At 69.3% G+C, this 9,357-nt stretch carries 9 protein-coding genes and 1 pseudogene; 4 read left to right on the top strand and 6 right to left on the bottom strand.

The genetic code is table 11. The features are described 5' to 3' along the window. Window positions 1-148: 148 nt before the first annotated feature. A complete protein-coding gene (locus E3O67_RS09510) occupies window positions 149-508 on the top strand; it encodes a sterol carrier family protein (RefSeq protein WP_134428890.1) in 360 nt (119 codons plus the stop codon). Window positions 509-735: 227 nt separating this feature from the next. Here the strand turns inward: E3O67_RS09510 and E3O67_RS09505 are convergent, their stop codons facing one another. Further along, window positions 736-1,707 carry a ribokinase gene (locus E3O67_RS09505; RefSeq protein WP_135102547.1) on the bottom strand — a complete coding sequence of 324 codons (972 nt, stop codon included), beginning with the start codon at window positions 1,705-1,707 and terminating at the stop codon, window positions 736-738. Between the two features lie 89 nt (window positions 1,708-1,796). On the opposite strand from E3O67_RS09505, the gene E3O67_RS09500 reads away from it, so the two are divergent. From E3O67_RS09500 to purM, 3 genes are read left to right on the top strand one after another with little or no spacing between them, the layout of a single operon-like run. Continuing rightward, the gene (locus tag E3O67_RS09500; protein ID WP_134428886.1) at window positions 1,797-2,195 is read left to right on the top strand and encodes a hypothetical protein; all 399 of its coding nucleotides are present in this window, start codon (window positions 1,797-1,799) and stop codon (window positions 2,193-2,195) included. Between the two features lie 60 nt (window positions 2,196-2,255). After that, window positions 2,256-3,866 (top strand): amidophosphoribosyltransferase, encoded by a 1,611-nt coding sequence (gene purF, locus E3O67_RS09495; RefSeq protein WP_166786939.1) that lies wholly within the window; start codon window positions 2,256-2,258, stop codon window positions 3,864-3,866. Then, entirely contained in the window at window positions 3,863-4,966 is a 1,104-nt protein-coding gene (gene purM / locus E3O67_RS09490) for a phosphoribosylformylglycinamidine cyclo-ligase (RefSeq protein ID WP_134428884.1), read from the top strand. The genes purF and purM overlap by 4 nt, the downstream gene beginning before the upstream one ends. Window positions 4,967-5,250: 284 nt before the next feature. Here purM and E3O67_RS09485 read toward each other — a convergent pair whose 3' ends face one another. The 5 genes and pseudogenes from E3O67_RS09485 to E3O67_RS16940 form a co-directional block, all read right to left on the bottom strand. After that, window positions 5,251-5,523 carry a DUF3073 domain-containing protein gene (locus E3O67_RS09485; RefSeq protein WP_135102546.1) on the bottom strand — a complete coding sequence of 91 codons (273 nt, stop codon included), beginning with the start codon at window positions 5,521-5,523 and terminating at the stop codon, window positions 5,251-5,253. Between the two features lie 171 nt (window positions 5,524-5,694). Then, window positions 5,695-6,063, bottom strand: a complete 369-nt coding sequence (crcB, locus tag E3O67_RS09480) for a fluoride efflux transporter CrcB (protein ID WP_134428880.1) — start codon at window positions 6,061-6,063, stop codon at window positions 5,695-5,697. Continuing rightward, entirely contained in the window at window positions 6,060-6,470 is a 411-nt protein-coding gene (locus E3O67_RS09475) for a CrcB family protein (protein WP_134428878.1), read from the bottom strand. Before E3O67_RS09475 ends, crcB begins: the two co-directional genes overlap by 4 nt. Window positions 6,471-6,473: 3 nt before the next feature. After that, entirely contained in the window at window positions 6,474-8,609 is a 2,136-nt protein-coding gene (locus tag E3O67_RS09470) for an APC family permease (RefSeq protein ID WP_241979191.1), read from the bottom strand. 300 nt (window positions 8,610-8,909) lie between these two features. Then, a pseudogene (locus E3O67_RS16940) lies at window positions 8,910-9,357 on the bottom strand (hypothetical protein); the annotation flags it as partial.

Below are 9,357 nucleotides of genomic sequence, written 5' to 3'. Positions count from 1 at the left end.
TGCCAGCCGCGCTGCGCGGGTGCTGCGCGGATGCTGCGCGGATGCTGCGCGGGCGCTGCGCCGGTGCCGCGCCGCTGCGCGCGTGGCGTGCCATACGCGCAGCGGCGCAGAATGCGCGGGGGGAGGGGTCAGGAGGCAGACTGGTCCCATGGCGCGAGCGAGGATTGACGACGGCGTGGGACGCGAGGCGGTGCGCGAGTACGCGGCCCACCAGGGGGAGGCGAGCCGGGACATCCGAGCCCTCGCTGTTCGCTACACGCTGCAGCTGCTCGCCGAACAGGCCACCGGCAACACCCTCGAGGTGCGCGTGCCGCCGTTCGGAGCGGTGCAGTGCATCGCGGGGCCGCGCCACACCCGCGGCACACCGCCCAACGTCGTCGAAACGGATGCCCCCACCTGGCTCGCCCTCGCCACCGGCACCCTCTCCTGGGCCGATGGCATCGCGACCGGGCGCATCGCCGCGTCCGGCCAGCGCGCCGACCTCGTGGGGCACCTGCCCCTGCTCTGAGCGTCTAGTTCGGGGGTTCCGGGTCCTCCCCCCGGCGGGGCGTCGAGTTCGATGGTTCCGGTCGAGTTCGACGCGCGCACCTCTCGAAGTCGACCGAAAGTGTCGGACTCGGCGAGAGTCGCCTCGGTGTGCCTCGGCGAGAGTCGCCTCGGTGCGCCTCGGTGTGGTGCGCCTCGGTGTGGTGTGGGGACGTGCGCGGGTCGGGGACGGGGTCGCGGGACCGGCGGTCAGGCGAGGATCGCGGCGACCTCGGCGAGGGTCGGCATCGAGGTGGTGCCTCCGGGCCGGCTGACCGAGACGGATGCCGCGACCGTCGCCCAGCGCACGGCATCGATCATCTCCGCTTCGGTGATGCCCCCCGCCCGGAGTGGCTCTGCCCGGCCTGCCCATCCGCGCGGCGCCCCGGCCGCCAGCCGGGCCACCAGCACGCCCACAAAGGTGTCGCCGACGGCGGCGCGGTCGACGGCCTGTACCGGCCTGGCCGGAGCGAGGCCGAGCACGGCGCCGTCGAAGGCGACCACGGCGCCCTCCGCACCCAGGGTGACGATGGCCCACGTTCGTCCGGCACTCAGAAGCTCGGCCGCGCGAACCGGGTCGCTCTCACCCGTGAGCGCGGCGGCCTCGTGCTGGTTCGGCACGATCAGGTCGACCAGGTCGAGGAAGCCGTCCGGCAGCGCGATCACCGGTGCCGGAGCGAGCACGGTGAACGCCCCGGCCGACCGGGCCGCGGCCAGCCCCTCGGCCAACACCGAAACGGGCAGCTCGCACTGCAGCACCAGGAACGCCGCGCGTTCGATCGTGTCGTGCTGAGCGCGGCTCAGCCCGGTGAGCGCCGCGTTGGCCCCGGAGACGACGACGATCGCGTTCTCGCCCGAATCCACGACGGAGATATGGGCGGTGCCGGTCGGCTCCGACGAGGAAGACGAGGAACACCGGGACGTCGACTCCAGTCCCTCATGATCGATTCCCTCACGCGTCAGCACCAGCCGCAGCTGCGCGCCGTGCACGTCCTCTCCCACCATTCCGAGGAAGTCCACGACGGCGCCCAGCCGGGCCGCCGCGACCGCCTGGTTCACCCCGGCGCCGCCCGGCACGGCGCTGAAGCCTGAGCCGGACATCGTCTCGCCCGGTCGGGGCAGCCGGGCCTGTCGAACAATGAGGTCCATGGTCGCGCTTCCGAGTACCGCAATCCTGTTCATCGGGACAGTCTCGCATCCGTGTGGTCAGGGTCGACGTGGACCGGTCAACACACAGCCGAAGTCGCGATCGATCGTGTCAGAATAGCGGAGTGAACTCAGACCAACAGCCCGAGCAGCAGCCCGAATCCGGCGCCGGCGAGAGTGCCGGCGAATCGGTCGTCGACAAGTCCACCGTCACCGTGCGGCGCTCACCCCGCTTCTTCAACTTCATGCTTCTCGGCGCGCTGATCGGTGCGATCGCCGCCCTGGTGCTCACGGTCGTGTTCCCCGAGAACGCCGAGTTCGGGGCCACCCAGGTCTTCGGGTTCCTCTTGCTCGCCTTCGTCACGTTCGGCGTCACCCTGGGTGCCGTCGTCGCGATCATCATCGACCGAGTCAACTCCCGCCGCGGAAAGACGGTCGTCGTCGATAGAATGGAACCTCTCGGGCCAAGCGATTCCGAGGATCCGGATGCCGCAACCGACTCGTCGAATTCCGGCCGGGACTAGGTCACCCCCCCAACTTTCAGCACACATTCCCCGAGCACTGATAGTAGAAGAGGCACCGATTTGGCTGGCGGCGACGGACTATTAAGTCACGATTTACTTCCCGGAGAGAAGGGGCCGCAGGATGCCTGCGGCGTCTTCGGCGTCTGGGCTCCCGGCGAAGAGGTGGCCAAGCTCAGCTACTTCGGCCTCTACGCCCTGCAGCACCGCGGTCAGGAATCGGCCGGGATCGCCACGAGTGACGGCTCGAAGATCCTGATCTACAAGGACATGGGCTTAGTCTCCCAGGTCTTCAACGAGGCGGCGTTGAGCACCCTGATCGGCCACATCGCCGTCGGGCACACCCGCTATTCCACCACCGGCTCGTCGAGCTGGCAGAACGCCCAGCCCACCCTGGGCCGCACCTCGGGCGGCACGGTCGCCCTCGGCCACAACGGCAATCTCACCAACACGGCCGAGCTGCTGCAGCTCGTGCACGAGCGGTACCCGAAGGTGGAGGGTGAGCTCGCCCGCGGCAACACCACCGACACCGCCGTGATCACCGCCCTGTTCACCGGCGACCTCGACCACACCCTCGAGGCCACGGCACTCGAGGTTCTGCCGCGCCTGCGCGGTGCCTTCTGCCTGGTCTTCATGGACGAGACCACGCTCTACGCCGCCCGCGACCCGCAGGGGGTGCGCCCGCTGGTTCTGGGCCGCCTCGAACGCGGCTGGGTCGTCGCGTCCGAAACCGCCGCCCTTGACATCGTGGGCGCCAGCTTCGTGCGCGAGGTCGAGCCGGGCGAACTGATCACGATCGACGAGGACGGACTGCGCACGCAGCGTTTCGCCGAGGCGAAGCCCGCCGGCTGCGTGTTTGAGTACGTCTACCTGGCCCGGCCCGACACCACCATCGCCGGCCGCGGCGTGCACGAGGCACGGGTCGAGATGGGTCGCCGCCTCGCCCAGGAGTACCCGGTCGAGGCCGACCTCGTGATCCCGACCCCCGAGTCCGGAACGCCGGCCGCGATCGGCTACGCGCAGGCCTCCGGAATTCCGTTCGGCCAGGGCCTGGTGAAGAACTCCTATGTGGGGCGCACCTTCATCCAACCGTCGGAGACCATCCGCCAGCGCGGCATCAAGCTCAAGCTCAACCCGCTCAAGGCCGTGATCAAGGGCAAGCGGCTGATCGTCGTCGACGACTCGATCGTGCGCGGCAACACCCAGCGCGCCCTGGTCAGCATGCTGCGGGAGGCCGGCGCCGCCGAGGTGCACGTGCGCATCTCGAGCCCGCCGATCACCTGGCCCTGCTTCTACGGCATCGACTTCGCCTCCCGCGCAGAACTCATCGCGACCGGCCTCGGCGTCGACGAGGTGCGCCAGGCCATCGGCGCCGACTCGCTCGGCTACCTCTCGCCGGAGGGCATGATCGCCGCCACCGAGCAGCCGCCCGAACGCCTGTGCACCGCCTGCTTCACCGGGGTCTACCCGATCCCGCTGCCCGACTCGGCGCACCTGGGCAAGAACCTGTTGGAACGCCCGGCCGCCGCCTCGAACGGATGCGACCCCGGCCCCGACTCGGAACTCGAACCCCTGCTCGACTCCGCGAAGTCTTTGCGCCCAGGAACCCAGCACGAAGAAGCCCTGGTCAAGCAGGGCAAGTCCCCGATCGGTGACCCAGGAAGACAAGAATGAGCAACGCATCCTATGCGGCCGCCGGCGTGGACACCACGGCCGGCGACCTCGCCGTCTCCCTGATGAAGGAGGCCGTGTCGAACACGCACGGCCCCGAGGTGCTCGGCGGGTTCGGCGGTTTCGCCGGCCTCTATGACGTCTCCTTCCTCACCAGTTACAAGCGCCCGCTGCTGGCCACGTCAACGGATGGCGTGGGCACCAAGGTCGCGATCGCCCAGGCCATCGACAAGCACGACACGATCGGCCAGGACCTCGTGGGCATGGTCGTCGACGACATCATCGTGGTCGGGGCCCGCCCGCTCTTCATGACCGACTACATCGCCTGCGGCAAGGTGGTGCCCGAGCGGATCGCCGACATCGTCGCGGGCATCGCCCGGGCCTGCGCCGCCACCGGAACGGCCCTTGTCGGCGGCGAGACCGCCGAGCACCCCGGCCTTCTCGGCGTGGACGACTACGACGTAGCCGGCGCCGCGACCGGAGTGGTGGAGGCCGACCAGGTCCTCGGCGCGGAGAAGGTGCGCCACGGCGACGTCGTCGTGGCGCTGGCCTCCTCCGGGCTGCACTCCAACGGCTACTCGCTCGTGCGGCACATCCTCGCTCGACACGGCATCGGCTACACCGACACGTCCGCCGAACTCGGCGGCGTGGTCGGCGAGGTTCTGCTCGAGCCGACGCGGCTCTACACCGGGCCGCTGCTCAGCGTGCTCTCCGACCCGGAGTTGTCCGGCGTCGTGCACTCGCTCAGCCACGTCACCGGCGGCGGCATCGCGGCGAACCTCGCCCGCGTGCTCCCGCTCGGCGCCTGGGTCGAGGTCGACCGGTCCACCTGGTCGCCGGCACCGGTCTTCCGGGTGCTCAGCGAACTGGCCGGTTCCTCGCTCGAGAGCTCGGAAGGCACCTGGAACCTGGGCGTCGGCATGTTCGCCGTCGTCGCGGCCGGATCGGCGTCATCCGTCATCGCGCGCCTCGCCGCCGAGGGCGTGCCGGCCTGGGTCACCGGCCGCGTGTCGACCGCCCCGCGCGATTTCACGGGCTTCGAGCAGGGCGCCAAGGGCGTCAACGGTGGCGCCGTGCGTCTGGTCGGCGGTTACGCGGCGTAATGATCCACCCACCGTGTAGGGGACACGTGCGCGAAAAAGGCCGCCATCGGTGAAGCGATGGCGGCCTTTTTCGCGCACGCGCAGATGCCGGCGACCGCCGGCCAGCGCAGGCGGAGCCGAGAGTCAGCGGAGCCGGGAGTCAGCGGAGCCGAGAGTCAGCGGAGCCGGGAGTCAGCGGAGCCGGGAGTCAGCGGAGCCGGGAGTCAGCGGAGCCGGGAGTCAGCGGAGCCGGGAGTCAGCGGAGCCGAGAGTCAGGCGGAGCCGAGAGTCAGCGGAGCCGGGAGTCAGGCGCGCTTCTGCTCGTCTTCGGTGGCGTAGTGGTCGACGTACTGGTCGTCGTCTTCGTCGTCTTCGTCGTCTTCGTCGGTGTCAGCGTCTTTGCCCGGCTTGCCGGCCTCGTACTCCGGCCACTTCGCCAAGTCTTCGTCGAGTCGCGGGTCGCTGACCGGATGTCCGGTGAGCTCGCGTTCAAGCGCGTTGTAATTGGTGTCCGGGCTGAAGTACTTCAGCTCACGGGCAACCTTGGTGTGCTTTGCTTTTTGACGGCCGCGCCCCATGCGAGACCCCCTAACGATGCCAGGCCGGGTGAGAGAAACGTCTCCCGGGAGTTGCCGAATATGGTGAAAACTAGCCGTCAGTTTAGCATGGCGGGCCGAACGGGCCACGGATGCGGATCATGGGCAGCGGTTCGCCGAACACGTTCACAATCAGCGTTCACTCACTGTACCTCAGCGGAAGAGGAGGTAGCCCGCACCGCAGACCCCGAACCCGAGCAGAAGAGTGCCGATCAGGTTGACCATGCCTGCTCGCCGGCGTCCGGTGAGCACCAATTCGACGGTCTCCACGCTCCAGGTGCTGAACGTGGTGAGACCGCCGCAGACCCCGGTCAACAGGATCAGCCGCACATCGTCGGACACCGCGGCGCGCTCGGCGAGACCGAGCACGACACCGCCGATCAGCGACCCGGACACGTTCACGACCAGCACCCCCAGCGGCAGCCGGCCGGGACCGACGGGCAGGGCGCGCGAGACGACGAAGCGCACGACCGCCGCCGCGCCGCCGGCGATGAGTACGCCGAGGACCAGCCAGGCGTTCATGGGGTGCCCCCGGCATCCGGGATCTCCGGCAGCACGCGGTGCAGGGCACCGAGCCGGAGGCCGAGGGCTGCGGCACCGAACCCGAGCAGCAGGGTAGCCGCCAGGTAGCCCCAGCCGAGCGCCGGGAACCCGGCCGCACCGAGCGCCACGAGGGAGACCATCACGGCGGAGTAGGTGGTGAATGACCCGAGCAGCCCGGTGCCGAGGGTGGCCTTGACCCAGGCCGGCAGCCCCGGGCGGGTCCACAGGCCGGCCACCAGCCAACCGAGCACGAACGCGCCGATCGTGTTGGCGATCAGCGTGCTCGCCGGGAAGGCGGTGTCGGCGTGGGGGAGAGCCAGGTCGATGCCGAGCCGGAGGCCCGTTCCGACCGTGCCGCCGAGGAAGACGGCGGGGGCGAGGCGCATCCGCTACTTCCGCTTGCGGCGGCGGGCGGCCGACGGCCGGGATTTCGGCGGAACCGTGCCGACGACGGGCGTGGGCCGGATCGGGATGTCCTTGGTCGCCGGTGCGAGCGGGCGGCGCGGGATCGGGCGGGGACGCACGGGCTCGCCGCGGCGGTCCTGGCCGGGCACGGGCCGGGACCGCCGGCCGTAGATGAGCTCCGAGGAGTCGAGCAGCCACGGCACGAGGGCGATCGTGACGCCGTGCACGAGCATGAGCTTCTGGCGCAGTCGCCGGGCCTTGTGGTTGTGAAGCAGGCCCTCCCACCAGTGCCCCACGATGTAGATCGGGGTGTAGACGGTGACGACCTCGGAGCCGTGGTCCTCGCGCCGGTCCTTGATGTAGCTGATCAGCGGCCAGCTGATGTCCCGGTAGGGGGACTGAACGATGCGCAACGGAACCTGGATGTTCTGTTGCACCCAGGCGCGTTTGAGCGCCTTGGTCTCGTCGACGTCGACGGAGATGTGCACGGCCTCGATGCTCTCGTGGCGGGCGGCAATCGCGTAGTCCAGCGCCTTCAGCACGGGCTTCTGCATCTTGCCGACCAGCACGATCGCGTGGTCGCCCGAGGAACCGAACGTGGTGTCGGCATCCACTTCGATTTCCTTGGCGACGTCGCGGTAGTACCGGTTGACGCCGAGCATGAGGGTGAACAAGACGGGCATCAGCACGAAGACGAGCCAGGCGCCGTGGGTGAACTTTGTGATCGTGACCACGATCAGCACCACGCCGGTGAGCAGAGCGCCGAAGCCGTTGATCGACAGGCTGGCGATGATGGATGCCCGGTTCGGTGGGTTGGTCTTCAGGAGGGTCAGCCAGTGCCGCACCATGCCGGTCTGCCCGAGCGTGAAGGAGACGAAGACGCCGATGATGTAGAGCTGGATCAGCACGGTCAGATTGGCCTGGTAGATGACCAGGATGATGCAGGCGAAGAGGGCCAGCAGGAGCACGCCGTTGGAGTAGATCAGGCGGTCACCGCGGGTGCTGAGCGATTTCGGGGCGTAGGAGTCTTTGGCGAGCACCGAGCCGAGCAGCGGGAATCCGTTGAACGCCGTGTTGGCGGCCAGCAGCAGCACGGCCGCCGTCGCGGCCTGCAGCACGAAGAACATGATCGAGTTGTTGCCGAAGGTGGCGGCCGCGATCTGGGCGATCAGGCTGCGCTGCGGGGAGGTCGCGCACTCCTCCCAGCCGATCAGGTCGCACGGGTTCTCCGCGTAGTGCACCTTCGAGAACAGGGCCAGCGCGGTCAGGCCGACGAAGAGCGTGATGGCGATGCCGCCCATGAGCACCAGTGTGCGCTGGGCGTTCTTGACCTTCGGATGCTTGAACGCCGGCACCCCGTTGGCGATCGCCTCGACGCCGGTGAGCGCGCTGCACCCACTCGCGAAGGAGCGCAGAAGTAGCAGGATGAACGCCGACTGGGCCAGGCTCTGGGCCTCCACGTCGTAGTTCGCCGACTCGGCCATCGGGGTGTCGCCGAGGGCGACCCGGGTGAGGCCCACGACGACCATCAGCAGCACGCTGGCGATGAACAAGTAGGTGGGGAAGGCGAAAGCCTTGCTCGACTCGTGCACGCCGCGCAGGTTGACCGCCGCGAGCAGGATCACGAAGAAGACCGCGAACTCCACCCGGAACGGCGCCAGGCCCGGCAGTGCGGAGATGATGTTGTCAACGCCGCTGGCCACCGACACGACCACGGTCATCACGTAGTCGACGAGCAGGGCGGACGCGACGACGAGCCCGGCCTTTTCACCGAGATTCTTGTGGGCGACCTCGTAGTCCCCGCCGCCGGACGGGTAAGCCTTGATCAGCTGGCGGTACGACGCGACGACCACGACGAGCAGCAGCACGACGCACGCCGCGACCCAGGGCGCGAAGCTGAGAAAGGCCAGCCCACCGAGCGTCAGGATCATCAGGAGCTCCTGCGGAGCGTACGCGACGCTCGACAGCGGATCACTCGCGAAGATGGGGAGGGCGAGGTGCTTGGGCAGCAGCTGGCCGTCGAGCTTTTCGGTCGAGAGCGGGTCGCCGATGATCCACCGTTTCGGTGAACGTGTTTCTGGTGCCTGGGGGGCTCCCTCTGGTGTCACGAGGGACGACATTACTCCCTTGGATTCCCCTGTCAAATCCATGGGAGACGGCCGCCGCGCGGGCGTGTCGGGCTCGTGTGGTCAGACCGTGTGTCAATCCTCGATGACCGATGACCGATGACCGATGACCGATGACCGATGACCGATGACCGATGACCGATGACCGATGTGCCGCGCGCGGCGCCGGGGATCGGTGAGCCGCGATCGCTGTCGGTCATCATGCGTACTGATAACCGTTCGGGGGTGCGCACCCACATGCGCCACCCCACTGCCGCGGAGATCGCGGCCCTCCCCGACGGTCCCTACACCGCGCTACCGGTTCAGGGCGGTCAGGATGTCCGCGCGCACCTCGACCAGGCGGGCCCGCAGTTCCGGCACGAGGCCGGCCGGCACGCCCGAACGTGTGGCGGCCTGGCGCAGGTCGGCCCGCAGCTGCTGCCGAAACTCGTTCAGCACCAGATCGGCCTCGTGCAACGCCCGGTTGGACTCGAGACGCGGGTCGGGCGTCGATGAGGCGGTGGATCCCGTGTTCTCTTCGGTTCCGGCGCGTGCGCCCGCTCCGCCGTCCGCGGTGTCCGGTGTGCCGCCGGTCGCGTCCGCTTCCGCTGCACCGGTGTGCCATCCTGTGGCGCCTGATCTGGCGCCTGATGTGGCGCCTGATGTGGCGCCTGATGTGGCGCCTGATGCGGCGGCTGATGCGGCTGCCGCACCGGCTCGCGCCCCGGCGGCGGCACCGGCTGCCGCGCCTGCCGCGGCGCCG

The organism is Cryobacterium sp. TMT3-29-2, from assembly GCF_004564305.1.
In the GTDB taxonomy this organism is placed as follows: Bacteria; Actinomycetota; Actinomycetes; order Actinomycetales; family Microbacteriaceae; genus Cryobacterium; species Cryobacterium sinapicolor.
Note: the sequence above shows the minus strand (reverse complement) of the source record. Positions and strands in the feature narration are given on the sequence as shown.